Below are 22,973 nucleotides of genomic sequence, written 5' to 3' on the forward strand. Positions count from 1 at the left end.
CCATCAACAGGAGACAAGTCATGCGCGCCGTCGGCTACCAGCAATCTCTTCCCATCGACCAGGATGCCTCCCTCATCGACGTCGACCTGCCCCAGCCCGAGCCAGGGCCGCGAGACCTTCTGGTCGAGATCAAGGCAGTATCCCTGAACCCGGTCGACACCAAGGTCCGCATGCGGGCCCAACCCGAGGCGGGCGGCGTGAAGGTGCTGGGGTTTGACGCCGCCGGCATCGTGCGTGGGGTCGGCTCGGAGGTCTCGCTCTTCAAGGAAGGCGACGAGGTGTTCTATGCCGGCGCCATCACCCGGCAGGGCACCAATGCGGAATCCCATGTGGTCGACGAGCGGCTGGTGGGAAGAAAGCCCCAATCCCTCAGCATCGAGGAGGCGGCCGCCCTGCCGCTCACCACGCTGACCGCCTGGGAGACCCTGTTCGACCGGCTGGACGTGAAACGACCGGTCAAGGGTGCGGCCAATGCGATCCTGATCGTCGGCGCCGGCGGCGGCGTGGGCTCGGTGGCCCTTCAGCTGGCGCGCCACCTCACGGACCTCACCGTGATCGCCACCGCTTCACGCCCCGAAACGCGGGCCTGGGTGAAGGAGCTCGGCGCCCATCATGTGATCGATCACAGCAAACCCCTCGCCGCTCAGGTCGAAGCCCTCCGAATCGGCGCACCGGCCTTCGTGTTCTCGATCACCCAAACGGAGACGCATTTTCCAGAGATCGCCAAAGCCATCGCGCCTCAGGGCCGCTTCGCGCTCATCGACGACCCGAAGGCGCCCCTCGACATCAGCCTGCTGAAGGGCAAGAGCGTGTCGATCCACTGGGAATCCATGTTCACCCGCTCGACCTTCCAGACCGCCGACATGGAGCGCCAGCACGAGATCCTGACCGAGGCCTCGCGCCTGGTGGATGCGGGAACGATCAGGACAACGCTGTCCGACGTGATCGGGCCAATCAACGCAGCCAATCTCAAGCGCGCGCATGCGCTCATCGAGAGCGGCCGCACGCGCGGCAAGATCGTGCTATCGGGGTTCTGAAAAAGAAAAAGGCTGCCCCGTAAGGCAGCCTTGTGTCTCGACGTGGCCCGGCTCTCCAAACGACCCGGAGGGCTGGGGGGCTGACGTGTCCAAGCCATTCGATGAGCCGGGCCGTCGAGGCAACTTAAGCATTTACGGGGTTCAGTGCGGCTCCATTTCGGCACGAATGAGGCAGGAATAAGATTTGCAAAGGAAGCGGTGATTCATTGTGTCCTGACGGGTTGATCCGATAGCCACCTAAGCCCATCATCAGACCATGTTAACAGCCATGGGAGGCGTCATGAGCGAAGGTGACATCGCAGAGCCGCTGCGCGGCGGCTCGAGCCAGGGCTCGGCCCATATCGTGCCCTTCCCCGCCGCGCCGAAGCAGGTGTCCTTCGACCGCTCCGAGTTGCAGGCCATTCTCAACCTCTACGGCCGCATGGTGGCTGCCGGCGAATGGCGCGATTACGCCATCGATTTCATGCCGGACAAGGCCGTGTTCTCCATCTTCCGCCGCACATCGGAAATGCCCCTCTACCGCATCGAGAAAGACCCGAAGCTTGCCAAGAAGCAGGGCGCGTATGCCGTGATCGTCTCGACCGGCCTGATCCTCAAGCGCGGACACGAGCTTGATCGTGTGCTGCGCGTGCTCGACAAGCCAAAGGTAGTGTCGAATTAAAGCATCGGATCTAAAAGCGGACATGCGCTTTTGGGATTGATCTGTTGCTCAATCCCCTGAGTAACGCTGATCCACATTTCGCGGCAGAGCCAGAAGCCACAGGCTCGACGCGAAGACCCCTAAGGCTCCCGCCCAGAGCACGATCCGGATGCCGATCCGATCCGCCACGAATCCGGCCGTGAGAGCCGCGATGAGTCCGAGGCCGCCGGTCAGGAGATGCACCATGCCGGCTTCGCGCCCGCGTAAGGAATCCGGCGTCACCGTCTGACGCAGGACGGTCGCGTTGGTGGAGAACGCCACCCAGAGCCCGTCTCCGAACAGCTGGCTGATGCAGAGCGCTCCGGCCGCCACCCACAAGGGACCCTGTGCCAGGGGAATGAAGCAGATCACAACGCCGTAGGCCAGCAGCGCGCCGATGAGAATCCTGCGGACGGAGAAGCGCCGTCCGGCCCAGGCGGCGAGACGCGCGCCGACGAGGCCGCTGATGCCGCCGAGCGCCACGATGAACCCGAGAAGCCCCGGCTGGATGCCGAGATCACGGACCGCATACAGCACGTAAAGCGGCGCGAAAAAGCTCAGGAAGAAGGCGAGCGTCGCAAGGCATAAGGTGAGCGGCCTGAGCACCGGATGCCCGAAGACGAAGCGCAGGCCCTCCCGTGTCTCCCGCCACAGGTCCGGCGTATGCTCGCCCGTGACGAGCGGCGGCTCCGGCCGCTTGATGGAGGCGAGCAGCACGGCGGACCAGAGATAGGACAGGGCATCGAACAGGATGGCAAACGGCGCCGTCAGGGTCTGGATCGCAACACCGGCGAGAGCAGGACCGGCGATCTCCGCCAGCGCGTCGGTGGTGGCGAGCTTCGCGTTGCCCTCCAGGAGCTCATCCTTCTCCACCACGGTGGGCAGATAGGCGTTGTCGGCGGTCTGGAAGACCATGGAGAACAGGGCCACCACCGTGGCGACACCGATCACCTGGCCGATAGTGATGGCGTCGAGCCACGCCATGACCGGCAGGGTCAGCAGCACCGCGGCTCGCAGCAGATCGGCCATGATGAGCACGCGCCGCCGCCGTGTCCGGTCGATCCACGCGCCCACGAAGGGGCTCAGAAGCACGCCCGGCAGCATGCTCAACGCTACGAGAATCCCGAGATCCGTCGCCGATGCATCGAGGGTGAGCGCCGCGATGATCGGCAGCCCTTCGCGCGTGAAGCGCGTGCCGATAGCCGAGAGGGTCTGGGCGCCCCACAGGCGCATGAAATCCGGGTTCTGCCACAGACCGTCCTTCGGTCTGCGGGTCATACTGGTGAGCATCAGGGTCTCAGGTGACAGGTCGCGTCGGCGGCTCGTCCGTGCCGCGTCCGAGGGGGCGCTGCATCAGCACGGTGGAAAGCCAGCGCCCGTGCTTGTAGCCGATGCCCTTGAGAATGCCGGCAGGCTCGAAGCCGAGGCTTCTGTGCAGGGCGATGGAGCCATGCGAATCCTCATCGCCGATGACCGCCACCATGAGCCGGAAGTCCAGCGCCTCGCATTGTTCGATCAGCGCCACCAGAAGCGCGCGCCCGACGCCCTGTCCCTGGGCGGATGGCGCAACGTAGATCGAATCTTCCACTGTCGAGCGATAGGCAGGGCGTGGGCGATAGGCGCCCGCATAGGCGTAACCGAGCACTTCCCCACTGCGCTCCGCCACAAGATAGGGATAGCCGCCCTCCATAATGGCATTGCGGCGGCGCGCGATCTCGCTTTCCGACGGCGGCTCGAGTTCGAACGAGGCGGTGCCATGCGTCACCGCATGGGCATAGATCACCGCGATGGCGGAAATGTCTGTTTCGAGTGAAGGGCGAATGACGAAGCTCATGCACATTCTCTAGACCATTCTCAGGCCCATGAGGAAGTAGCGTCGGCTCGGCGGGACTGTCTTTATTCCTGCTAGGGCCTTAGCATGGGATGTCATGAGAGGGGGTTACGGGTGAACCAGCTCAGCCCGGGCGAAACGCCGCCGGCTATCACATCCCGTGTGCAGAACGCGGTCGTCTGGAGCGCGATCCTGGGCTCCAGCATGGTGTTTGCCGATGGCGCCATCGTGACCGTCGCGATCCCGCAGATGCGCGAGAGTCTGCAAGCATCCTTGTCCGAGATGCAGTGGGTTACCAATGCCTACGCGCTGACATTGTCCGCCTTCCTGCTTGTCGGCGGCGCGGCTGGCGACGCCTATGGTCTGCGACGAATCTTCATGATCGGCATTGCCTGTTTCGGCCTGACCTCCCTGTGGTGCGGCCTGTCCCAATCAGCCGGGATGCTGATCGTGGCACGGGCCTTTCAGGGTATCAGCGGCGCCCTGCTGGTGCCGGGATCCCTGGCCCTCATCAGTGCGCATTTCCCACCGGATGCCCGGGGCAAGGCCATCGGCACCTGGGCAGCCGCCTCCGCCATCGCGGCAGCTTTCGGGCCGATCCTCGGGGGATGGCTCATCGATGTTGGACCGTGGCAGGCGATCTTCTGGATCAACCTCCCGGTTGCCGCGCTGGCGCTCTGGCTGTGCGGACGACATGTGCCGGACAGTCCCGTTCGGGAAGACACCGCCATGGACTGGCTCGGAGCCGTCCTCGCCGTCCTGGGCTTGGGCCTCCTCGCCTATGGACTGACGGCGCTGGGTGACCGGGAGAGTCAGCGGAGCATCGCCATCCTGCTGACATTGGCCGGTGCCGTGATCCTCATCCTCTTCGTGTTGCACGAGCGGCGCAGCACCGCCCCGATGATGCCCCTCGACCTGTTTCGTGTCTCGGCCTTCGCCAACGTCAATGCGCTGACGCTATTGCTTTATTTCGCGCTGAGTGGGGCTCTCTTCTTCTTGCCCCAGGCGCTGATCGAAGCCCATGGCTATTCGGCCGCCAGAGCAGGGTCCGTGTTCCTGCCGTTCACTCTTGTCATGGCCGTGCTCTCCCGCCTCGGCGGTGTTCTGGCCGACCGGTTCGGCACGCGCATGCTCCTCACCGTTGGTCCGCTCATCACGGCTTTGAGTTTCGCGCTTCTGGCCCCTGCCGTCTTTCACGGAAGCTATTGGCTGGCGGTCGTGCCGATCATGGCCGTGATGGGATTAGGCATGGGCATTACCGTCGCGCCCTTGTCGACGACGGTGATGAATGCCGCTCCCGCCGACCGGATCGGCGTGGCGTCGGGCATCAACAACGCGATCTCCCGCGTGGCGGGTCTCATCGCTGTCGCCGGTCTCGGCGTCATTGCCACCTTGGGCTTCCAGTACGCCGCCTCATGGGTGAGCCCAGAAGCCGCGGATCTCTTCGGGCAGGCGACGTTCGGCACTCCCCTGCCGTCCGAGGCTAGAACCGACGCCATGCACAACACTTACACCGCCGCCATGGCCGGCGGTTTCGGGCTCGTGGCCCTGATCTGTGCTGCGGCGGCTGTTGCGAGCGCCTGGTTCGGCCACCGCTCGGCGCAGACCTGATCCCAAAACAAAAGCCCCGGCTTTTCAGCCGGGGCTTCGCGATCAAGCGATCCGCTCGATCCTTACTGGTTGCGGTTGCCCACAAGAGCCAGGAGGAACTGGAACATGTTGATGAAGTCCAGGTACAGCGTCAGGGCGCCGAACACGGAGACCTTGGCGGCGGCTTCAGAGTCGAAGTTGCCGTACAGGTACATCTCCTTCAGCTTCTGCGTGTCGTAGGCGGTGAGGCCTGCGAAGATCAGCACGCCGATCACCGAGATGCCGAACTGCAGCATGCTCGACGCGACGAAGATGTTCACGATCGAAGCCAGGATCAGGCCGACGAGACCCATGATCAGGAACGAGCCCATGCCGGACAGGCTGCGGTTCGTGGTGTAGCCCCAGAGCGACAGCGAGCCGAAGGCCGCGGCCGTGATGAAGAACACCTGCACCACGCTCGCACCGGTGTAGCGGATCAGAAGCGTCGAGAGCGAAGCACCCATCACCGCCGCAAAAGCGAAGAAGGTGGTGCGGGCCGTCGCCGCGGACATCCGGTCCATGCGGAACGAGAAGAAAAAGATGAAGGCCAGAGGCGCCAGCGCCACAACCCACATCAGGGGCGAGCCATACAGCGTCGCGCCGAACTGGGTCAGACCGACACCACCCATCCGGGCAACCGCTTGCGACGGATCGCTCGTGGTGGCCAGCATGTTGATGCCGAGCGCGACCAGGGCCGAGATGGCAAGGCCCAGGACCATGTTGTTGTAGACGCCGAGCATGAAGGCGCGCAGGCCCTGATCGACCTGAGCCGCCGTCCGGGCAAAGCCGGTGCCATAGGCGTTTTGGTTTTGCTCATACGGTTGCATCGGAGTCCTTTCTCGCGGTGTCCCGTTGTTCCCTCGAAAGGCTGGGTTCAGCCCTCGGCCGCCGCGTGGGGCGACGACAGCTAAAATATGAGAGGTCGGGCCTTTTTCTGCAAGAGGCAAGGTCAAGCTTCAATTCTTCGTGAAGCAAGAAAAATGAAGAGCAGAGTTGATGCTGCTCCTCACAAAGCTTTTCACGCTCCTTTATAACGCGCTCGCGCTCGCCAGCGCTCAAAGGTTTCTTAAATACTGGGCCGGCTTTTGACTGAGAATTCGCCAGGTTCCGACCAGGCCTAATCCGACACTCACCAGAACGGCCAAGGCTGAAGCCAGGATGGCGCCCGACAAATCTAAGGTAAAGCTTAGGTTCATGACCCGGTCGACGATGAAATAGGCCGCGAGCGAGCCGGCGAGGAGACCGAATACGGCTGCGGCAAGCCCGAGCAGCCCATATTCGAGCGCATAGGCCGAGAGCAGCCGGGCCCGGGTCGCGCCCAGCGTCTTCAGCACCACCGCATCGTAGAGCCGCGCCCGGTGGCCGGCTGCCAGGGCACCGGCCAGCACCAGAAGGCTCGCGATCAGCGCGATGGAACTCGCGCCGCGAATCGCCATGACGAGCTGCGAGACCACATCGTTGACCGCCTCCAGGGCGTCCTTCACCCGCACGCTCGTGACCATGGGATAGGCCTGGGCGGAGCTGCGCAGGATGCGGGCATCGAGGGCCTCATCGGAGCCGTTCGGGAAGGTGACGGTGGCCAGATGCGTATGCGGCGCGCCGGCAAAGGTGTTGGGCGAGAACACCATGACGAAGTTGATGCCCATGCTTCGCCACTCCACCTCGCGCAGGTTCGAAATGGTGGCGGAGATGTCGCGCCCGAGCACGTTGACGGTGATCTCATCACCGATCTTCAGCCCCAGGCCCTCGGCGATCTTCCGGTCGAAGGAAACCAGCGGCTTGCCGCGATAATCCTCGGGCCACCAATCGCCCTGGACGATCTTCGAGCCCTCCGGCGGTACCTTGGCATAGGTGATGCCGCGATCGCCCGAGAGTACCCAGGCGATGTCCTCCTCGGCCTTGATCTCGGCCACGGGCCGGCCGCCCAGCGTCACGAGACGGCCGCGCATCATGGGCACGCGCTCGATCTGCGCATCGGACGCCTGTTGCTTCAGGAAGCCCTCGAAGGCATCCGCCTGCTGGTTCGGGATGTCGAGGAAGAAGAAGCTTGGTGCCCGCTGCGGCAGGCTCTGGGTGAGCTGGCGCGTCAGGTTGGTGTCGATGAGCGCGAGCGTAACCAGGAGCGTGATGCCGAGGCCCAGCGACAGCACGAGCGAGGGCGTGAGCGCGCCGGGCCGGTGGATGTTGGCGAGCGCAAGACGCGGCGCCGTCCTGCGCGGACGCGGCAACCGGCGGGCCAGCGCCATGATGCCCATGGCGACAATGCGCAGGAGCAGGAAGGAGCCAGCGGCGGCGGCTACGAACATCAGGGCCACCCGCCGGTCATAGGCCGCCAGCACCGATAGTCCGACGAGCGCCACGACGGAGAACGCCAGGGCCGTCACATAGCGTTTGCGCGGCCAGCGCCGCTCCGGGTCGATCTGGTCGCGGAACAGGCCTGAGACCGGCACGTCGTGAGCTCTTCCCAAAGGCGCGATGGCGAAAACCAGGGCGGTGAGCGCCCCATAGAGCAGCGCGATGCCGAGCTCGCTCCAGGCCAGGGTCGGCTGAATCGGGATCGGCAGGAGATGGCCGAACAACCCGGTGATCACGAACGGCAGGGCCGCCCCGAAAGCGAGCCCGATGCCGATGCCCACGATGGCGATCAGCATCACCTGGGTGAGGTAGAGCATCACCACCTGCCCGCCCGGCGCGCCGAGGCTCTTGAGGGTGGCGATGGAGGCGCGCTTGCGGTCGACGAAGCCGCGCACCGCATTGGCGACGCCGACGCCGCCCACGAGCAGGGCCGTGAGGCCGACGAGTGTGAGGAACTGGGTGAAGCGCTCGATGTTGCGGGCAAAGCGCGGATCGGCATTCAGCCGCGTGCGGATGTTCCAGCCCGCCTCCGGCAGGACGCGGTCGGCCTCCGCCTCGATCCGGGTCAGCCCTTCTTCCGTCGATTGCTCGGGTAGCACCGTGAGTCTGTAGGTCCAGCGCACGAGGCTGCCGGGCTGCACGAGGCCGGTTGCATTCAACGCTTCCTGCGAGAGCAGGAGCCGCGGCCCGAAGCCGATGCCGTCGGCGATCTTGTCGGGCTCCGACACGAGCCGCGCCCGCAGTTCCACATTGGCGGCGCCCACCGTCACCCGGTCACCGACTTTGAGATCAAGGCGCGCCAGCAGCGCCGGATCGACCGCCGCGCCGAAAGCACCGTTGCGCTCGGCAAAGAGCTCGGCGGGGGCAAGCTGCGGATCGGTCTCGAGCGCGCCGACCGTGGGATAGCCGCCATCGACCGCCTTCATCTCGACCAGACCGGAACCCTTGTCGCCGGCCACCGCCATGGCCCGCATGGAGGCGATCACGTTGACCCGGCCCTTCGATTCCAGGAATGCCCGCTCCGGCGCCGCCGCCTCGCGCTGGATCAGGGAGAAGGCCATGTCGCCGCCGAGAATGCGGCGTCCCTCACGGGAAATGCCCTCGGTGAGCGACCGGGACAGGGACGAGACGCTGGCAATCGCCGCAACGCCCAGCGCAATGCAGGCAAGGAAGATCCCGAAGCCTTTGAGCCCCGCGCGCAGCTCGCGGAAAGCGAGGCGCAGCAGGAGCGGCAGGCGGGACGAGGAAGAGCGCTTCTGCGGCGTGGCCGGAAGGGTGCCGTGCATGGGATTTTCCTTAGGCGACAATGGAGGCGGCGTCGGCCTCCAGCTGGCCGGAGCGCAGGCGCACCATGCGGTCGCAGAGGCGCGCGAGGTTGAGGTCGTGGGTCACGAGCACCAGGGTCGCGCCCCGGTCGCGCTTCAAGGCGAAGAGCAGGTCGATGATGGACCCGCCCGTGTTCTCGTCGAGGTTGCCGGTGGGCTCGTCGGCCACGAGGATCGCCGGATTGGGCACGATGGCGCGGGCAATCGCCACGCGCTGCTGCTCGCCGCCGGAGAGCTGCGCCGGATAATGGTGCAGGCGAGACCCAAGGCCCACGGCCTGCAGCTCGGCCTCAGCCCGCTCGAAGGCCTCATCCTCGCCCGCAAGCTCCAGGGGCAGCGCCACGTTTTCCAAGGCCGTCATGGTGGGCACGAGGTGGAAGGACTGGAACACGATGCCGATGCGGCGGCCGCGAAAGCGCGCCAACGCATCCTCGTCGAGGCCCGACAGGTCGGTTCCGTCGACGATGACTTTGCCTGAATCGGGGCGCTCCAATCCTGCCATGGTCATGAGCAGGGTCGACTTGCCGGAGCCCGAGGGGCCGACGAGCCCCACCGCTTCGCCCTTGGGGATGTCCAGGGAAATTCCCTTGAGGATATGCACCCGCGCGGCCCCGCGCCCGAGGCTCAAATCGACATCGTGCAGCGCGATGGCCTTGTCCTGCATGCCTGTTCACCCGATCTGTTGGAAACTTGGAATTCACCCGGTTCTAGTCCGGCATAGATGGGAAGCCTATCGATGAAGCGCCAATCCGGCCCATTCATGACGATCATATTTGCGTGTGCGGCGGTCCTCGCCGCCATGATCGTCCCTCCCTCGGAGACTCACGCGCAAGGCCAGCCGATCCGCCTCGTGGCGCTCGGCGACAGCCTGAGCGCAGGCTACGGCCTGCCGCAGGAGGCGGCTTTCCCAACGGTGCTGGAGCGGGCGCTCAAAGCGAAGGGTTACAAGGTGGAGATCACCAATGCGGGCGTCTCCGGCGACACCTCCTCCAGCGGCCTCGACCGGCTCGACTGGTCCGTGCCCGACGGCACCGACGGGGTGATCTTGGAGCTCGGCGCCAACGACATGCTGCGCGGGCTCGACCCGGCGCTCACCCGCAAGAACCTCGAAACCATCGTCGAGCGGCTGAAAGCCCGCAACATCCCGGTGATGCTCGCCGGCATCTATGCCTCGCGCAATCTCGGCCCGGATTACATTGCGAAGTTCGATCCAATTCATCAGGACATTGCGAAGAAGCACGACCTTGTGCTCTATCCCTTCTTCCTGGACGGAGTCGCCGGCGATCGCTCCCTCAACCTGCCCGACGGCCTGCACCCGACGGCCAAGGGCGTGGAGATCATCGTCGAGCGCATCCTGCCCACCGTCGAGAGCTTTCTCGCCCGCATCGCCCAGCGCTGATCGTCGTCAGCGCCCCCTACTTGCCTGAACGCGGCGGATCGCACCGTCGCGAGGAGCCAAAGCCTATGGAATATCGCCGCCTCGGCCGCACGGACCTCAATGTCAGCCTCATCTGCCTCGGCACCATGACCTGGGGCCAGCAGAACACGGAGGCCGAGGGCCACGCGCAGATGGATTACGCCCTCGACCAGGGCGTCAACTTCTTCGACACGGCCGAGCTCTACTCGATCCCGCCTCGTGCGGAGACGCAAGGCTCCACGGAGCGAATCATCGGTTCGTGGTTCAAGGCGCGGGGCAGCCGCGACAAGGTGATTCTCGCGTCAAAAGTGGTCGGCCGCTCCGACAACACCTGGTTCCGGGACGACGGCTCGAAGGCAGAGCTTTCGCGCGTCCAGATCGAGGAGGCGGTGAACAAGAGCCTCAAGCGGCTCCAGACCGACTACATCGACCTTTACCAGATCCACTGGCCCGACCGCCCCATGCCATGGGGCTCGAACCCGACGATCTTCCGCCATCAGGAAGGAAAGTCCCACCCCATCGCCGAGACGGTCGAGATCATGACCGACTTGGTGAAGGCCGGAAAGATTCGCCATTTCGGCCTCTCCAATGAGAGCGCCTGGGGCACCATGACCTTCCTCAAGCATGCGGATTCCAAGGGTCAGGCGCGGGTGCAGTCGGTGCAGAACGCCTACAACCTCCTCAACCGCACCTACGAGGTGGCACTGGCTGAGGTGACCATGCAGGAGAATGTGAGCCTGTTGGCCTATTCGCCGCTGGCTCAAGGCTATCTCACCGGCAAGTATCTCGACGGCGCACGCCCGCCGGGAACCCGCACGACCCTGTTCGGCCGCGGCCAGCGCTACGAGAATGCCACCGCCGAGGCGGCGATCCGCAAGTACATCGCGCTCGCGAAGGAGTTCGGCCTCGATCCGGCCCAGATGGCGCTGGCCTTCGTCAACTCACGCCCCTTCGTGACGTCCAACATCATCGGCGCCACCTCCATGGAGCAGCTGAAGACGGACATTGCCTCGATCGGCGTGACGATCACGCCGGAGCTGGAGAAGCGCATCGACGCGATCCACGTCGAGCACTGCAATCCTTGTCCGTAACAATGCCAGCGTCATCCCGGATCGGCTTAGGCCGTCCGGGATGACGCTTCATGATCCGGAACAAACCCGGCCACCAATCGTCTGAGTTGGCATCAGCAAATCTCGAGAGGTGCCGCATGCCACGTCTGTTCACCGGCATCGAAATCCCGCCCGAGATCGCCCTGGCCCTGTCGGGCTTTCGCGGTGGGATTCCCGGTGCGCGCTGGGTCGAGCCCGAGAACTACCACATCACCCTGCGCTTCATCGGCGACATCGACGAGCGCATGGCCGACGATGTCACGTCGATTCTCGGCGAAAGGCGCCAGCGCGCGCCGCTCAGCATTACAATAGACGGGCTCGACAGCTTCGGGGGCTCGAAGCCTCGCGCAGTGTTCGCCCGTACTGCAGTCAATGGCGAGTTGAGCGAGCTGCAGGGGGAGCAGGAGCGCCTCCTGCGCCAGGCGGGTCTGCCGCCAGAGACTCGCAAGTTCACGCCGCACATCACATTGGCGCGCCTGAAGCAGGTCTCCCCGGTCGACGTCGCGCATTACATTGCGACTCACGGCCACTTCCCCAAGCTCACCTTCACGGCAGATCGGTTCGTGCTCTACTCGTCACGCGCCTCCATGGGCGGCGGTCCCTACATTGTCGAGGCAGCCTATCCCCTGAGCTAGGGCTCGACGTTTCGACGCAAGAGCGTTACAGCCACGGTCATGGCGTCTCTCATCTTCATCACCCATCCCGAAGTGGTCATCGACCCGAACCAGACCATCACCGAATGGCCCCTGAACCCCGTCGGGCACGCCCGCATGGAGCGGTTCGTGGATCTGCTCGCAGACCGTAACGTCACGTCCGTTTATGCGAGCACCGAAAGGAAGGCGACGGACGGCGCTGCCATCGTGGCGGAGCGGCTCGGCCTCTCCTATGCGACGCATGAGGATCTCGGGGAGAACGACCGCTCGTCGACCGGTTTCATCGCGCCGCCGGAGTTCTGGGACGTGGTGCGCGAATTCTTCGGCCGCCCCCACGAGAGCATCCGCGGCTGGGAGCGCGCCATCGACGCGCAGACGCGCATCGTGAATGCCGTCAGCCGGCTCCTGCGCGAGGACCAGACCTCCGGCGACACGGTCGTCGTGTCCCACGGTGCCGTTGGCTGCCTGCTCACCGCACACCTCCAGCAGGTGGAGATCGGGCAGGAAAGCCGCCCGCAGCATCCCGGCGGCGGCTGCTTCATCGTCATTGATCGCGAGACGTTCACGCTGACGCAGGACTGGCGCGCCATCGAGGATGGGTTCGGGGACTAGCGTTTACTTAGCCACTGTCATTCCGGGGCCGCGCAGCGGAGCCCGGAATCCATAAACATGACGTTCAAAATAGAGGCGATCAGCGTCACGCCTTTTCTGCACTGTTAGCGGTTATGGATTCCGGGCTCGCCTGCGGCGCCCCGGAATGACAGTCACCGTTTTGCACTTGCTTCCATCAACCCTTCAGACTAGCCCCTCCTCACGACAGACAGAACTGAACCGATCCCATGATCCGCATTCCTCTTGCGCAAGCAGCGCCGGGCATCGCCCTCTGCGCAGGCATCGCGCTCGCCGCCATGGGACTTCAGCGGCTCGAGGAGCACTGGACCGGCCGCGCTTGGCTCGAAGCCCTCGTCATCGCAATCCTGCTCGGCACCCTCATCCGAACCCTCTGGACGCCCGACCGGCGCTGGGCGCCCGGCATTGGGTTTTCCGCCAAGACCCTGCTTGAGTTCGCCGTGATGCTGCTCGGCGCCTCGATCAGCTTCCAGGCCGTGCTCGATGCCGGCCTCGGGCTCATCCTTGGCATTGCCGTGGTGGTAGCCTTGGCGCTTGGCACAAGCTACGCCCTCGGGCGGATACTCGGTCTGCCGAAGCGCATGGCCGTGCTGGTGGCCTGCGGCAACGCAATCTGCGGCAACTCAGCGATCGCGGCGGTGGCGCCGGTGATCGGAGCCAAGCCTGCGGACGTCGCTTCCTCCATTGCCTTCACGGCCATTCTCGGCGTGATCGTGGTGCTCGCCCTGCCCCTGCTGGTGCCGCTCATCGGCCTCTCAGTGACGCAATACGGCGTGCTGGCCGGTTTGACCGTCTATGCGGTGCCGCAGGTGCTGGCTGCCACGGCTCCGGTCGGCCTCGTGAGCACGCAGCTCGGCACGCTGGTGAAGCTTGTGCGCGTGCTCATGCTCGGTCCGGTGGTGATCGCGCTCTCGGTCTTGGCAGGCCGGCAGGGGGTTGAAGGAGCGAAACCAAGCCTCGCCTTTGGTCGGCTCGTGCCCTGGTTCATCATCGGCTTCTTGAGCCTCGCGCTGCTGCGCTCCCTCGGCGCCATTCCCGAAGCGCTCCTGCAGGTGGTAATGCCGATCACGACATTTCTCACCGTGATCGCGATGGCGGCGCTGGGGCTCGGCGTCGATCTGAAGGTGCTGGCCAAGGTCGGAGGACGGGTGACGCTTGCCGTGACACTCTCGCTTCTCGTGCTGATTGCGATCAGCCTGGGGCTCATTCGGCTGCTCGCCATTCCTTGAGCCCTTGAAACTGCACGCTGCCGCTTCATCACTAGAGAACATCACTTCTCAAGGTGAAGGCCGCTCATGCCCCGCTTGTCCGATACCGAACGCCAGGAACTTCTGCCCGCCCTCGACGGCTGGGCAATGGTCGAAGGCCGCGATGCGATCACCAAGCGCTTCGTCTTCGACGACTTCAGCCAGGCCTTCGGCTGGATGACCCGCGTGGCGCTCGCAGCCGAGGCCATGAACCATCACCCCGAATGGTCGAACACCTACAACAGGGTCGAGGTCACCCTTGCATCCCACGACGCCAAGGGACTCACGCGCCGCGACGTCGAACTGGCGCAGCGCATGGACCAGATGGCCGCCGGGCTGGTGAAGAGATAGACCATGGCGGAACCCCGCATCCGGACCGGTGGCTGCGCCTGCGGCCAGCTGACGTTCAAGACCACGGGCGAACCGAAGCGCGTGGGCCTGTGCCATTGCATGACCTGCCGCAAGATCAGTGGCGCCCCTTTCAGCGCCTTCGTGATCTACCCCGTCGATCAGGTGACGATCACGGGCGAAACGAGGACCTGGTCCGCCACGCCGGAATCCGAGCGCTGCTTCTGCGCGACTTGCGGCTCGCAGGTGTTCGACCGGGATGCAGGCGACGAGATCGAGATCAAGCTCGGCGCGTTCGAAGAGCCCAATCTGTTTACGCCCACCTACGAGGCCTGGACCAAGCGCCGCGAAGCTTGGCTGTGCACTCCGGATCTCAAAAGCTTTTCTGAGAACCGGGAATAAACGCATGAGATCGGAGCTTCTAATCCGCCCAGCCGTCCGCCATGATGCTGAAGCCATCAGCCGAGTGATTGTCAGGGCTCTTCGGGAAACCAATGCCCAGGATTACCCGCCCGAGATCATCGCTTCCGTTGCTACCAACTTCTCCCCTGAGCGGGTGAGCGAGCTGATGGGAGCACGTGAAGTTCTGGTTGCTGTTTTGACAGACGAAGTCGTGGGAACGGCAAGCTTGCAAGGTGCCGTCATTCGGACAGTCTTCATTGCTCCAGATCATCAAGCTCGTGGCATCGGAACGGCCTTGATGCAGGAACTCGAACGAAGGGCTCGCCAGGGTGGGATTGCACACCTGATGGTTCCCTCTTCCATCACGGCTGAGCGCTTTTACGCAAAGCTCGGATTCTCAGCTATCCGCGATGAATACCATGGTGCTGAGAGAACCATCATCATGCAGAAGGTCTTAGGGGAAGCTGCTCCTTAGAGCAGCTTCCAGCTTGATCTTTACTTCGGCTGCATGCGCAACGCACCGTCGAGGCGGATGCCTTCGCCGTTGAGCATGTCGTTCTCGATGATGGCCTTGACGAGGTTGGCGTATTCCTCAGGGCGGCCCAGACGGGACGGGAATGGCACATTGGCTTCCAGCGCCTTGCGGTAATCCTCCGCAATACCCTCGAACAGCGGCGTGTGGAACAGACCCGGCATGATGGTCATCACGCGGATGCCGAAGCCCGAAAGATCGCGCGCGACGGGAAGCGTCAGGCCAAGCACGCCGCCCTTGGAGGCAGCATAGGCCGCCTGCCCGATCTGCCCATCTTGGGCTGCCACCGACGAGGTGTTGACGATGACGCCGCGCCCGCCGTCGGGCGTCACGGGATCCAGGCCAGCCATGGCGGCGGCGCATTTCGAAATCATCGCATAAGTGCCGATGAGGTTGATCTCCACAGCGCGGCGGAAGCTCGCGAGATCGTGCGGGATCAGCTCGCCGGTCTCGCGCTTCTTCGCCACCGTGCGCTTGCCCGGCGCGATGCCGGCGCAGTTGACGAGAACGCGCTCGATGCCGTTCGCCGCCCGCGCCTCAGAGAGCGCCGAATCGATGGAGGCCTCGTCGGTCACGTCGGCCCGGCAGAAGACGCCGCCGATGTCGCGGGCAACCTCGCCGCCGCGTTCCGCGTTCATATCGAGAATGGCCACCTTCGCGCCGTTGGCCGCGAGCATGCGGGCTGTGGCCTCGCCGAGGCCCGAAGCGCCTCCGGTGACGATGGCTGCCATCAATTTGTCGAGCTTCATCGCTTTTCTCCCTGGGTCGAAGCCCGTCTTACGGTATCTTCGACGCAACGGGAACGCAGACCATGGAAGGAACGGACCGGATGAGCGACCCCTTCGTGAAGCCTTTTACCAAGGCCGAGATGGAGGCCATGCGCGAGGCGACCCGCGACGAGGAGGGCCTCAAGCGCCGCTTCTGGGAGAAGTTCAAGCGCGTGGCCGGCAAGATCCCCTTCGCGGAAGATCTCGTTGCGGCCTATTTCTGCGCCACCGACCCATCGACTCCGAGCCGCGTGAAGCTGATTCTCATCGGGGCCATCGCGTATTTCGTGTTCCCGACCGATGCGATCACCGATCTTCTGCCCTTGATCGGCTTTGCCGACGATGCAGCCGTGCTCGCCGCAGCCATCACCCAGGTGGCCGGCTCGATCACGGAAGAGCACAAAAAAAAAGCCAGGAAAACGCTGGCGGACGCCCTCACTTAAGCTTGGCTACAGTTGCGGCAAGTTCGTGCAAATTAAGAATATGTACTTATTGCAATGTTATTTCTTGTCACTATAAGTGATTCCGTTAGCATCAAAGTGATTTCAACTCCTCCAGCGAATTTCAAAAACGACAAGCTTTGAAGGATACTACAAGGGGTCGCGCAAGCGGCCCTTTTTATTGTGTTCTGGTTCAGCCTGAACCGGCATCCTTGAAGCAACCGCCACGTTTGGACGCATCGCCAATCGCCCGCTAGCGTCTTAACGGGGTCGGTGAAAAGTTCTTAACCATCCGGCTTTATGGTCCGCCCCATGACTCCTGCATCTTTCCAGCGCGGCATCGCCGCGGGCATCCTTTCCGCCCTCGTCGTAATCGGAACCGGACCTGCAGCCCTGGCTCAGGCCCAGCGTTCGACCCGTTCGACCCCGGCCAAGCCAGCGGCCAAGCCGGCTCCGGCTAAGCCCTCCGCCACGAAGACCACGCCGGCCAAGCCCGCTGCTGCGGCAGCCGCAGCCGGGGCGGCGGCTGCCGTTGCGGCCAAGCCTGCCCGCGCCACGAGTCCGGGCGGTTCGCTCGTGACGTCCTACGGCGACTGGGAGGTCTACATGGCCCAGAGCGGCCGCTCGAAGATCTGCTATGCGCTGAGCCGCCCGAAGGACTGGTCGCCCAAGAATGTCACCCGCGATCCGGCCTATCTGTTCGTCTCCTTCCGCCCGGCGGAGAACGTGAAGAACGAGGTGGCGTTCGAGTTCGGCTTCACAGCCAAGGAGAATGGCCCGGCCGAGGTCTCCGTCGGCAACACGTCCTATGCCCTCCTGGCCAAGGCCACCAATGCCTGGCTGAAGAATCCAGCCGAGGAAGGCCAGGCCATCGCCACCATGGCGAAGAGCGGCACCATGACAGTGAAGTCGCAATCCGCCCGTGGCTCGAACCTGACCGACCGCTATTCCCTCAACGGCTTCAGCAAGGCCCTGGAGCACGCCCGCAAGGAATGCGCGTCGTAAAACGCGCACGGTTGAAAAACAACATACCGATAAGCATCTTCCGGGCCTCAGGCCCGGATTTTGCGTTTACGCTCACTTTTCCGGCGCAATCGTGTTATATGACCGCCGAACTCCCAACAACGAAGGCATGATCTCCCATGGCGACGGTGCTCGACATCGCCAAGCGCAACCCCAATGCGGCTCCTGTTGCCGTCAGCGATGCCGCGCGCGCGGCCGGGTTCATCGAAAAGACCGCGGAGCTGAACGTGGTGGCCGGGGCTGCTCCAGGCGGCGCCTCGCTCGTGGGCCTCACCCGCGATCAGCTCAAGGACTCGTTGGCCGCCATCGGCGTGCCCGAGCGCGAGCACAAGATGCGCGTGGCCCAGCTTTGGCACTGGATCTATTTCCGGGGCGCAAAAGACTTCGCCGAAATGACCAACATGGGCAAGGAGCTGCGCGCCAGGCTGGCAGCCGCCTATACGCTCGCCCGACCGCAGGTGGTCTCCGAGCAGGTGTCGAAGGACGGCACCCGCAAGTGGCTGATCCGCATGGCCTCCACCGGCCCCCTCGACAAGGGCGCGGAGATCGAATGCGTCTATATCCCCGAGACCGACCGCGGCACGCTGTGCGTGTCGAGCCAGGTCGGCTGCACGCTCACCTGCTCCTTCTGCCACACGGGCACCCAGCGCCTCGTGCGCAACCTGACCTCGGCCGAGATCGTCGCGCAGCTGATCGTGGCCCGCGATGCCATCGGCGACTGGCCCGGCGCCACCCCGCCGGAAGGCGCCTTCGTGCCGAACGATGGCGGACGCTTCGTGTCCAACATCGTGTTCATGGGCATGGGCGAGCCGCTCTACAACACCGACAACGTGGTCGCTGCCATCGAGGTGATGTCAGACGGCGAGGGCCTGACTCTGTCGCGTCGCCGCATCACGGTCTCGACCTCGGGGGTCGTGCCGCAGATGGAGCGCCTTGGCGCCGAGGCCAATACGATGCTGGCGATCTCGCTTCATGCCGTGCGCGATGAACTCCGCGACGAATTGGTGCCGATCAACCGCAAATACGACATCGCGCAACTGCTCGATGCCTGCCGGGCCTATCCCGGCCTGTCGAATGCCCGCCGCATCACGTTCGAGTATGTGATGCTCAAGGGGGTGAACGATTCGGACGCCGATGCGCGCAAGCTCGTCCAGCTGCTGAAGGGCATCCCGGCGAAGATCAACCTGATCCCGTTCAATCCCTGGCCCGGCTCGAAATATGAGTGCTCGGACTGGGAGCGGATCGAGCGCTTCTCCGAGATCGTCTACCGGGCCGGCTATGCCTCGCCCGTGCGCACCCCGCGCGGCCGCGATATCCTGGCCGCCTGCGGCCAGCTCAAGAGCGAGACCGAAAAGCTGCGCGCCCGTGCCCGCATGATGGCCGAACAGGGCATCGGGGCTGAGGGGGTGTATGTGGTGGGGAACGGGGAATAAAACCTGAAAGGCATCGCGCTGCCCTTAAGCGCGGTGCTTTCTCCACAGCCTGACTGGCGGATGCTCTGAGGCTCCTTTACTTATGAGCCATGATCCGCTGGCTCATCCTTATCCCCTTCGCGCTTCTCATCGCCGTCGGCGCGAGCGGGACGTTCTTCCTCATCGCTTCCATAGTCGACCCGGTGATGGCGCTGCTGACCGGCGATACGCTGTTCGTCGGCTTCTGGTCGCTGATCGATGCGGTGTTTGCCGCCGAGGACCCAGGCCCGATTGTCGAGGACGCGTTCCTGGCGGTCGGCCGGATCATGTTCACGCTGCTGATCTTCCCGCCGCTGCTGGTCGCCATCGTCAGCGAGGTGCTGGGGATGCGAAGCCTCCTCTGGCACGTGCTCGCCACGGGCGTGCTGACCGCAGCCGTGCCGTGGATCCTGCGCGGGCAGGCCCGCATTGCGAGCCCCGAGGAGCTGCATGTGAGCTTCGTGCTGGGACTGACCGGCGCCGTGGCCGGCCTCGTCTACTGGGCCATCATCGGCGGGCGCGAGCCCAGGCGAAGGGAACCTACCGCGCCGTTGTCAGGATCTTGACGGCGAAGACCGAGAACAGGCCGGCGAAGGAATAGTCGATCCCCCGCATGAGCTTCGGACGGCCGCGCAGGAGAGAAATCAGCTTGTCGGCGCCCAGGATCATGAGCACGCCCATCGGCGTGTTGAGCGCGACGAAGTAGAAGCCAAGGAACAACAGCTTGTCGGCCGCATGCGGATCGCTGGCATCCACGAATTGCGGCAGGAAGGTCACGAAGAACAAAACCACCTTGGGGTTCGTGAGATTGATACCCACACCCATGAAGAAGGTCTTCCAGAACGAGACTTCCGCCCGGCCCTCCTCCTTCACGCTCAGGGCCGAGCCGTGCCGCACGGCATCGAACGCCATCCAGAGCAGGTAGAGCGCGCCAACAATCTTCAGCACCGTGAAGGCGGTGACGGAGGCCGCCAGGAGCGCCGAGAGCCCCAGCGCTGCGAGCAGCGTATGGACGCAGCATCCCGCCGTCGCACCCAGCATGGAGGCCATGCCGGCCTTGCGCCCCCCTGACATGGTTTTGGCCAGGAACAGGCTCATGTCAGGACCCGGCGTGATGAACAGCAGGATCGCGGCCAGAGTGTAGGTGAGCAGGGTACCGATGTCAGGCAGGAAGGTCATGGATACGTTTCCATCAAAGCGGCGGGATCATGCCTCAATCCCGTGTGCACGGCCACCCCAAAGCCGCTTGTTGAAACGCCGCCGCTGCTCCATGTGTTGATCCGGGCGGGGTAAGAAGAACCAAAAACCGCGAAAAAGGACAGACATGACCGCATTGCTCTCAGCCGCCCGGATCCGCTTAGGCCTGATGGGCCTGCTCCTGGCGTTCGGATTGTCCGCCTGCGGCATCAACAATGTCCCGACCCTCGAAGAGCAGGCCAAGGCCGCCTGGAGCGAGGTGCAGAACCAGTATCAGCGCCGGGCCGACCTCATTCCGAACCTCGTCGAGACCGTGAAGGGCTTCGCCCAGCAGGAGCGCGAGGTGCTGACCCAGGTGACGGAGGCCCGCGCCCGCGCCACGCAGGTTCAGGTCGACGCTTCCACGATCACCGACCCGGAAAAGTTCAGGCAGTTCCAGGAGGCACAGAACCAGCTCTCCGGCGCGCTGGGCCGCCTGCTCGCCACCGTAGAGCGCTATCCGGAGCTGAAATCCAACGCCAACTTCCTGGCCCTGCAATCGCAGCTGGAGGGCACGGAGAACCGCATCGCCGTTGCCCGGCGCGATTACATCTCCACCGTTCAGGCCTACAACACGGAGCTGCGCACGATTCCGGGCCGCTGGATCGCCGGCATTCTCTATCCGGAAGCCAAGCCCATGGAGACGTTCACCGCAACGGCCGGATCGGACCGCCCGCCGCCGGTAAAGTTCTGAACGGATGATAGGCATGCTGTCTTTCCCCTCCCCCATGAAGGGGAAGAGGGTTTTGGCGCTCCTTATCGCGGCCGTTCTCACGCTCCTCCTCTTCTCCTTCCCCGCCCTGGCCCAGACCTTCCCGCCCCTGACCGGCCGCGTGGTTGATTCAGCGAACCTTCTGAAGCCCGAAGAGCGGGCAGCCCTGGAGGCGAAGCTCAAAGCCCATGAGGACAAGACCACGGACCAGGTGGTGGTCGCGACCCTGCGTTCGCTGGAAGGCTATGAGATCGAGGATTACGCCAACCGCCTGTTCCGGCACTGGCAGCTCGGCCAGAAGGACAAGGACAACGGAGCGCTGCTCCTCGTGGCGCCGCAGGAGCGCAAGGTTCGCATCGAGGTGGGCTATGGGCTGGAGGGCGCCCTCACCGATGCCCTGTCGAAGATCATCATCACCACGGCCATCGCGCCCCAGTTTCAGAAGGGCAACTTCGCCGGCGGCATCGATGCGGGTGCGGACGCCATGCTGTCGATCCTCACGGGCGATGCGGAGGAATGGCAGCGGAGAGCGCAGGTGCGGGAGGACAGCACTACCGCCATCGATCCCGTCATGGCCTTCGTGATCCTGCTGATCCTGTTCTTCCTGATTTCGCGCATGATGGGCGCAGGCCGCCGGCAGGGCATGCGGCGGGGCCGCCATGGCCCGTGGATCGTCACCACCGGAGGATGGGGAGGCGGCGGAGGGGGATGGTCCGGCGGCAGCGGCGGCTTCTCGGGAGGAGGCGGCTCGTCGGGCGGCGGCGGCGCTTCGGGGAGCTGGTAGATGATCTCAAACGACGAACAGGCCCGTCTGGCGAGCGTGATCGGTGACGTGGAGGACGAGACCTCCGGCGAAATCGTTCTCGTGATTGCCGAGCAGGCCGGGCATTATCGTGCCGTTCCGCTGCTCTGGGGGCTGCTCGCGGCGCTCGTCACGCCTTGGCCCCTGATCTGGCTGACCAGCATCAGCACCTCGCGCATCTTCCTGATCCAGCTCGCGGTGGCGCTTGTTTCAAGCCTTGTCCTCTCCTGGCCGAAGTTGCGCTTCGCCATGGTGCCGCGTTCCATCAAGCACGCTCAGGCGCACGAGGCAGCCTCGCGCGAGTTCCTGCGGCGCGGGATGACCCGCACACGGGAGAAGACCGGGGTGCTGATCTATCTGGCGCTCGCCGAGCACCATGCCGAGATTCTGGCCGACACAGGCATTGCCGACCGGGTCGATCCAGGCGTGTGGGCCGGCATCGTGGCAGACCTGACGACGGCAATCCGCAACGACCGAATGATCGAAGGCCTGGAGGATGCCATCCGACGCACAGGCGCGATCCTGGCCCAGCACGCCCCTCCCCGCCTCGACGACGTGGACGAGTTGCCCAACAAAGTCATTCTTCTTGATTAAAGCCCCGGGCCTTTGGCAGCACCGAGGATGAGGCCCGGCCGGGTCGCGTCCGTGCCCTGCAGGAGCACCACATAGGCATCGCCGCCTTTGCGGGCCATGTCGAGCGGCACCTCGAAGCGGGCGGAGCCGCCGCGCCATTCGCCCACCCGGTTCAGGCCGCGCACCACATTGGCGTAGGTGATGGCCTTGCCCTTGTTCTCGCCGCGCTCGATCGGCACCGTCTGCGATCTCAGGACGGGCAGGATCCAGATTTCGGCCTCCCGCTGGGTGGTGTCGGGGGTCTCCTCGACGGTGATGGTGACCGTGTCGTTCTGCTCGTCGATGACGACATTCACCGGTAGGGCCTTGCGCCCCTTGGTGGTGTACTGGATCGCCTTCTCGACCTGAGCCCGGTCCGACCCGATGGAGGACTTCTTGCCGTTGACGATCATCTGCGGCGTGAAGACCTGCCGATCGCTGCGGGAATGGGCATAGGCCTTCTGCCGCTCGGTGAAGGCCACGTGGGCGAGCGTGTCCTTCCAGCCGAGATAATCCCAGTAATTGACCGGCAGCGACAGGGCGACGATGTCGGGCTGGCGGGAGAATTCGACCAAGAGCTCGTCGGCCGGCGGGCAGGAGGAGCAGCCCTGGCTCGTAAAGAGCTCGACCACCGCGCGGGGCGGTTCCGCCAGGGCGGGCTGCAGAAAGGCGGCAAATGCAAGGGCCGCCAGGGTCGCTTTCAATCGAGATACCATGATGCAAGCCATGGAACATG

The 22,973-nt window shown here is 64.5% G+C and carries 26 protein-coding genes; 18 read left to right on the forward strand and 8 right to left on the reverse strand.

The window, feature by feature from the left end:
• Nucleotides 1-20: 20 nt before the first annotated feature.
• Together JKL45_RS14365 and JKL45_RS14370 are read left to right on the forward strand one after the other, a co-directional pair.
• The gene (locus JKL45_RS14365; protein ID WP_201861955.1) at nucleotides 21-1,037 is read left to right on the forward strand and encodes a zinc-binding alcohol dehydrogenase family protein; all 1,017 of its coding nucleotides are present in this window, start codon (nucleotides 21-23) and stop codon (nucleotides 1,035-1,037) included.
• Between the two features lie 280 nt (nucleotides 1,038-1,317).
• Nucleotides 1,318-1,698 carry a DUF2794 domain-containing protein gene (locus JKL45_RS14370; RefSeq protein ID WP_201861956.1) on the forward strand — a complete coding sequence of 127 codons (381 nt, stop codon included), beginning with the start codon at nucleotides 1,318-1,320 and terminating at the stop codon, nucleotides 1,696-1,698.
• A 48-nt stretch (nucleotides 1,699-1,746) separates the two neighbouring features.
• On the opposite strand, the gene JKL45_RS14375 is transcribed toward JKL45_RS14370, so the two are convergent.
• Nucleotides 1,747-3,006, reverse strand: a complete 1,260-nt coding sequence (locus JKL45_RS14375) for an MFS transporter (protein WP_201861957.1) — start codon at nucleotides 3,004-3,006, stop codon at nucleotides 1,747-1,749.
• A 7-nt stretch (nucleotides 3,007-3,013) separates the two neighbouring features.
• Entirely contained in the window at nucleotides 3,014-3,550 is a 537-nt protein-coding gene (locus JKL45_RS14380) for a GNAT family N-acetyltransferase (RefSeq protein WP_201861958.1), read from the reverse strand.
• Between the two features lie 111 nt (nucleotides 3,551-3,661).
• Between JKL45_RS14380 and JKL45_RS14385 the strand changes: the two genes are divergently transcribed.
• The gene (locus tag JKL45_RS14385; protein WP_312896965.1) at nucleotides 3,662-5,158 is read left to right on the forward strand and encodes an MFS transporter; all 1,497 of its coding nucleotides are present in this window, start codon (nucleotides 3,662-3,664) and stop codon (nucleotides 5,156-5,158) included.
• Between the two features lie 62 nt (nucleotides 5,159-5,220).
• On the opposite strand, the gene JKL45_RS14390 is transcribed toward JKL45_RS14385, so the two are convergent.
• From JKL45_RS14390 to JKL45_RS14400, 3 genes are all read right to left on the reverse strand, one after another.
• A complete protein-coding gene (locus JKL45_RS14390) occupies nucleotides 5,221-6,003 on the reverse strand; it encodes a Bax inhibitor-1/YccA family protein (RefSeq protein WP_201861961.1) in 783 nt (260 codons plus the stop codon).
• Between the two features lie 228 nt (nucleotides 6,004-6,231).
• Nucleotides 6,232-8,817: an ABC transporter permease gene (locus tag JKL45_RS14395; protein ID WP_201861962.1), complete on the reverse strand. Its 2,586-nt coding sequence runs from the start codon at nucleotides 8,815-8,817 to the stop codon at nucleotides 6,232-6,234.
• Nucleotides 8,818-8,827: 10 nt separating this feature from the next.
• Nucleotides 8,828-9,520: an ABC transporter ATP-binding protein gene (locus tag JKL45_RS14400; protein ID WP_201861963.1), complete on the reverse strand. Its 693-nt coding sequence runs from the start codon at nucleotides 9,518-9,520 to the stop codon at nucleotides 8,828-8,830.
• A 72-nt stretch (nucleotides 9,521-9,592) separates the two neighbouring features.
• On the opposite strand from JKL45_RS14400, the gene JKL45_RS14405 reads away from it, so the two are divergent.
• The 8 genes from JKL45_RS14405 (at nucleotide 9,593) to JKL45_RS14440 (ending at nucleotide 15,137) form a co-directional block, all read left to right on the forward strand.
• A complete protein-coding gene (locus JKL45_RS14405) occupies nucleotides 9,593-10,255 on the forward strand; it encodes an arylesterase (RefSeq protein WP_201861966.1) in 663 nt (220 codons plus the stop codon).
• Nucleotides 10,256-10,320: 65 nt separating this feature from the next.
• Nucleotides 10,321-11,364: an aldo/keto reductase gene (locus tag JKL45_RS14410; protein WP_201861969.1), complete on the forward strand. Its 1,044-nt coding sequence runs from the start codon at nucleotides 10,321-10,323 to the stop codon at nucleotides 11,362-11,364.
• 116 nt (nucleotides 11,365-11,480) lie between these two features.
• Nucleotides 11,481-12,017, forward strand: coding sequence for an RNA 2',3'-cyclic phosphodiesterase (thpR, locus tag JKL45_RS14415; RefSeq protein WP_201861971.1), 537 nt, complete (start codon nucleotides 11,481-11,483; stop codon nucleotides 12,015-12,017).
• Nucleotides 12,018-12,056: 39 nt separating this feature from the next.
• Entirely contained in the window at nucleotides 12,057-12,647 is a 591-nt protein-coding gene (locus JKL45_RS14420; RefSeq protein ID WP_201861972.1) for a histidine phosphatase family protein, read from the forward strand.
• A 227-nt stretch (nucleotides 12,648-12,874) separates the two neighbouring features.
• A complete protein-coding gene (locus tag JKL45_RS14425) occupies nucleotides 12,875-13,894 on the forward strand; it encodes a YeiH family protein (RefSeq protein ID WP_201861973.1) in 1,020 nt (339 codons plus the stop codon).
• A gap of 66 nt (nucleotides 13,895-13,960) precedes the next feature.
• Nucleotides 13,961-14,263 carry a 4a-hydroxytetrahydrobiopterin dehydratase gene (locus tag JKL45_RS14430; protein WP_201861974.1) on the forward strand — a complete coding sequence of 101 codons (303 nt, stop codon included), beginning with the start codon at nucleotides 13,961-13,963 and terminating at the stop codon, nucleotides 14,261-14,263.
• 3 nt (nucleotides 14,264-14,266) lie between these two features.
• On the forward strand, nucleotides 14,267-14,662 hold the full coding sequence (locus tag JKL45_RS14435) for a GFA family protein (RefSeq protein ID WP_201861975.1): 396 nt from the start codon (nucleotides 14,267-14,269) through the stop codon (nucleotides 14,660-14,662).
• 4 nt (nucleotides 14,663-14,666) lie between these two features.
• The gene (locus JKL45_RS14440; protein WP_201861976.1) at nucleotides 14,667-15,137 is read left to right on the forward strand and encodes a GNAT family N-acetyltransferase; all 471 of its coding nucleotides are present in this window, start codon (nucleotides 14,667-14,669) and stop codon (nucleotides 15,135-15,137) included.
• Between the two features lie 20 nt (nucleotides 15,138-15,157).
• On the opposite strand, the gene JKL45_RS14445 is transcribed toward JKL45_RS14440, so the two are convergent.
• The gene (locus JKL45_RS14445; RefSeq protein ID WP_201861977.1) at nucleotides 15,158-15,943 is read right to left on the reverse strand and encodes an SDR family NAD(P)-dependent oxidoreductase; all 786 of its coding nucleotides are present in this window, start codon (nucleotides 15,941-15,943) and stop codon (nucleotides 15,158-15,160) included.
• Between the two features lie 80 nt (nucleotides 15,944-16,023).
• Between JKL45_RS14445 and JKL45_RS14450 the strand changes: the two genes are divergently transcribed.
• The 4 genes from JKL45_RS14450 to JKL45_RS14465 all read left to right on the forward strand — a co-directional run bounded on the left by JKL45_RS14450 (nucleotide 16,024) and on the right by JKL45_RS14465 (nucleotide 19,441).
• Entirely contained in the window at nucleotides 16,024-16,404 is a 381-nt protein-coding gene (locus JKL45_RS14450) for a YkvA family protein (RefSeq protein ID WP_201861982.1), read from the forward strand.
• A gap of 309 nt (nucleotides 16,405-16,713) precedes the next feature.
• The gene (locus JKL45_RS14455; protein ID WP_201861983.1) at nucleotides 16,714-17,406 is read left to right on the forward strand and encodes a hypothetical protein; all 693 of its coding nucleotides are present in this window, start codon (nucleotides 16,714-16,716) and stop codon (nucleotides 17,404-17,406) included.
• 137 nt (nucleotides 17,407-17,543) lie between these two features.
• Complete coding sequence (gene rlmN / locus JKL45_RS14460; RefSeq protein WP_210345773.1) at nucleotides 17,544-18,857, forward strand: dual-specificity RNA methyltransferase RlmN; 1,314 nt, start codon at nucleotides 17,544-17,546, stop codon at nucleotides 18,855-18,857.
• An 89-nt stretch (nucleotides 18,858-18,946) separates the two neighbouring features.
• Nucleotides 18,947-19,441: a hypothetical protein gene (locus tag JKL45_RS14465; RefSeq protein WP_201861984.1), complete on the forward strand. Its 495-nt coding sequence runs from the start codon at nucleotides 18,947-18,949 to the stop codon at nucleotides 19,439-19,441.
• On the opposite strand, the gene JKL45_RS14470 is transcribed toward JKL45_RS14465, so the two are convergent.
• Nucleotides 19,416-20,054 (reverse strand): LysE family translocator, encoded by a 639-nt coding sequence (locus JKL45_RS14470; RefSeq protein ID WP_201861986.1) that lies wholly within the window; start codon nucleotides 20,052-20,054, stop codon nucleotides 19,416-19,418. The genes JKL45_RS14465 and JKL45_RS14470 overlap by 26 nt on opposite strands.
• Before the next feature lie 145 nt (nucleotides 20,055-20,199).
• Here JKL45_RS14470 and JKL45_RS14475 point away from each other — a divergent pair, with 145 nt between their 5' ends.
• The 3 genes from JKL45_RS14475 to JKL45_RS14485 are packed head-to-tail and all read left to right on the forward strand — an operon-like array spanning nucleotide 20,200 to nucleotide 22,219.
• Complete coding sequence (locus tag JKL45_RS14475) at nucleotides 20,200-20,805, forward strand: LemA family protein (RefSeq protein WP_201861988.1); 606 nt, start codon at nucleotides 20,200-20,202, stop codon at nucleotides 20,803-20,805.
• Nucleotides 20,806-20,818: 13 nt separating this feature from the next.
• Nucleotides 20,819-21,607 (forward strand): TPM domain-containing protein, encoded by a 789-nt coding sequence (locus JKL45_RS14480; RefSeq protein ID WP_201861990.1) that lies wholly within the window; start codon nucleotides 20,819-20,821, stop codon nucleotides 21,605-21,607.
• A complete protein-coding gene (locus tag JKL45_RS14485) occupies nucleotides 21,608-22,219 on the forward strand; it encodes a TPM domain-containing protein (protein WP_201861994.1) in 612 nt (203 codons plus the stop codon).
• Here JKL45_RS14485 and JKL45_RS14490 read toward each other — a convergent pair.
• Nucleotides 22,216-22,941, reverse strand: a complete 726-nt coding sequence (locus tag JKL45_RS14490) for a DUF1223 domain-containing protein (RefSeq protein ID WP_246498550.1) — start codon at nucleotides 22,939-22,941, stop codon at nucleotides 22,216-22,218. The genes JKL45_RS14485 and JKL45_RS14490 overlap by 4 nt on opposite strands.
• Between the last annotated feature and the right edge of the window lie 32 nt (nucleotides 22,942-22,973).

Source organism: Microvirga soli (assembly GCF_016734765.1).
In the GTDB taxonomy this organism is placed as follows: Bacteria; Pseudomonadota; Alphaproteobacteria; order Rhizobiales; family Beijerinckiaceae; genus Microvirga; species Microvirga soli.

Excerpts from the sequence above, each read along its gene's own strand:
- JKL45_RS14410 (WP_201861969.1), top strand. The coding sequence starts at position 10,321 with ATGGAATATCGCCGCCTCGGCCGCACGGACCTCAATGTCAGCCTCATC.
- JKL45_RS14420 (WP_201861972.1), top strand. The coding sequence starts at position 12,057 with ATGGCGTCTCTCATCTTCATCACCCATCCCGAAGTGGTCATCGACCCG.
- rlmN (WP_210345773.1), top strand. The coding sequence starts at position 17,544 with ATGGCGACGGTGCTCGACATCGCCAAGCGCAACCCCAATGCGGCTCCT.
- JKL45_RS14405 (WP_201861966.1), top strand. The coding sequence starts at position 9,593 with ATGAAGCGCCAATCCGGCCCATTCATGACGATCATATTTGCGTGTGCG.
- JKL45_RS14450 (WP_201861982.1), top strand. The coding sequence starts at position 16,024 with ATGAGCGACCCCTTCGTGAAGCCTTTTACCAAGGCCGAGATGGAGGCC.
- JKL45_RS14400 (WP_201861963.1), bottom strand. The coding sequence starts at position 9,520 with ATGCAGGACAAGGCCATCGCGCTGCACGATGTCGATTTGAGCCTCGGG.
- JKL45_RS14480 (WP_201861990.1), top strand. The coding sequence starts at position 20,819 with ATGCTGTCTTTCCCCTCCCCCATGAAGGGGAAGAGGGTTTTGGCGCTC.
- JKL45_RS14435 (WP_201861975.1), top strand. The coding sequence starts at position 14,267 with ATGGCGGAACCCCGCATCCGGACCGGTGGCTGCGCCTGCGGCCAGCTG.
- JKL45_RS14470 (WP_201861986.1), bottom strand. The coding sequence starts at position 20,054 with ATGACCTTCCTGCCTGACATCGGTACCCTGCTCACCTACACTCTGGCC.
- JKL45_RS14395 (WP_201861962.1), bottom strand. The coding sequence starts at position 8,817 with ATGCACGGCACCCTTCCGGCCACGCCGCAGAAGCGCTCTTCCTCGTCC.
- JKL45_RS14455 (WP_201861983.1), top strand. The coding sequence starts at position 16,714 with ATGACTCCTGCATCTTTCCAGCGCGGCATCGCCGCGGGCATCCTTTCC.
- JKL45_RS14445 (WP_201861977.1), bottom strand. The coding sequence starts at position 15,943 with ATGAAGCTCGACAAATTGATGGCAGCCATCGTCACCGGAGGCGCTTCG.
- JKL45_RS14465 (WP_201861984.1), top strand. The coding sequence starts at position 18,947 with ATGATCCGCTGGCTCATCCTTATCCCCTTCGCGCTTCTCATCGCCGTC.
- JKL45_RS14430 (WP_201861974.1), top strand. The coding sequence starts at position 13,961 with ATGCCCCGCTTGTCCGATACCGAACGCCAGGAACTTCTGCCCGCCCTC.
- JKL45_RS14440 (WP_201861976.1), top strand. The coding sequence starts at position 14,667 with ATGAGATCGGAGCTTCTAATCCGCCCAGCCGTCCGCCATGATGCTGAA.
- JKL45_RS14370 (WP_201861956.1), top strand. The coding sequence starts at position 1,318 with ATGAGCGAAGGTGACATCGCAGAGCCGCTGCGCGGCGGCTCGAGCCAG.
- JKL45_RS14390 (WP_201861961.1), bottom strand. The coding sequence starts at position 6,003 with ATGCAACCGTATGAGCAAAACCAAAACGCCTATGGCACCGGCTTTGCC.
- JKL45_RS14380 (WP_201861958.1), bottom strand. The coding sequence starts at position 3,550 with ATGAGCTTCGTCATTCGCCCTTCACTCGAAACAGACATTTCCGCCATC.
- JKL45_RS14475 (WP_201861988.1), top strand. The coding sequence starts at position 20,200 with ATGACCGCATTGCTCTCAGCCGCCCGGATCCGCTTAGGCCTGATGGGC.
- JKL45_RS14485 (WP_201861994.1), top strand. The coding sequence starts at position 21,608 with ATGATCTCAAACGACGAACAGGCCCGTCTGGCGAGCGTGATCGGTGAC.
- JKL45_RS14365 (WP_201861955.1), top strand. The coding sequence starts at position 21 with ATGCGCGCCGTCGGCTACCAGCAATCTCTTCCCATCGACCAGGATGCC.
- thpR (WP_201861971.1), top strand. The coding sequence starts at position 11,481 with ATGCCACGTCTGTTCACCGGCATCGAAATCCCGCCCGAGATCGCCCTG.
- JKL45_RS14375 (WP_201861957.1), bottom strand. The coding sequence starts at position 3,006 with ATGCTCACCAGTATGACCCGCAGACCGAAGGACGGTCTGTGGCAGAAC.
- JKL45_RS14425 (WP_201861973.1), top strand. The coding sequence starts at position 12,875 with ATGATCCGCATTCCTCTTGCGCAAGCAGCGCCGGGCATCGCCCTCTGC.